Raw genomic sequence first — 622 nt, forward strand, 5'->3', positions numbered from 1 at the left:
AAGGCGGACGCCTGCAGAACCAGGAAGCGAACGACGCGTGGGCGACGGGCTAGTGCAGCGTGGCCGATCCGAAACTGACGTTCCAGCAGACCCTCCACGTCTCGCTGTTTTTTGACGGCACGAACCACAACGACAAAGGTGGCGAATGAACGTGAAACGATGGGCTGGCGTGATGGCTGCCTGGGTGGTGCTTCTCGCCGGATGCACCGGTTTGCAGACGAATGCGTCCACAACGGTTGAGCTGCCTCGGCGGGTCGAACTGAGCAGCGGCGATTCGAACTCGTTCAATTACACGCCGTGGTACATCCATACGTTTTCGATTTCCGGGCCGAAAGGGTCGCGCATCGGCGGGGGGGGCGGAAACATGAGGTCGATGGATGAAGATGGCAGTCCTGGTCAGGGAGGCGGGAAATGTTGCACGCGCTACCCGCGGGAATGGCGGCCGGACTTGAGGGTAACGGTGCGGTGGCTGGCATTTAAGGACGTGAAGCGACTTGGCGCGAAGGCCCCTGGATCTTGGTACAAAGCCGAAAACGTTCAGATCGAGCCGTATGTCACGGGGCAGACCGCTGGAGTTTGGGCGATCTTCCTACCCGGGGATCGAGTGAAGATCGTCGTCGGG

At 60.6% G+C, this 622-nt stretch carries 1 protein-coding gene; it reads left to right on the forward strand.

Annotated elements, in window-relative coordinates; translation table 11 throughout:
• Positions 1-145: 145 nt before the first annotated feature.
• Positions 146-622 (forward strand): DUF3304 domain-containing protein (locus LIG30_RS24760; protein ID WP_152985960.1); only part of this gene is annotated, 477 nt, incomplete at its 3' end.

Origin of the sequence: Burkholderia sp. lig30, assembly GCF_000687455.2 — a bacterium.
Classification (GTDB): Bacteria; Pseudomonadota; Gammaproteobacteria; order Burkholderiales; family Burkholderiaceae; genus Burkholderia.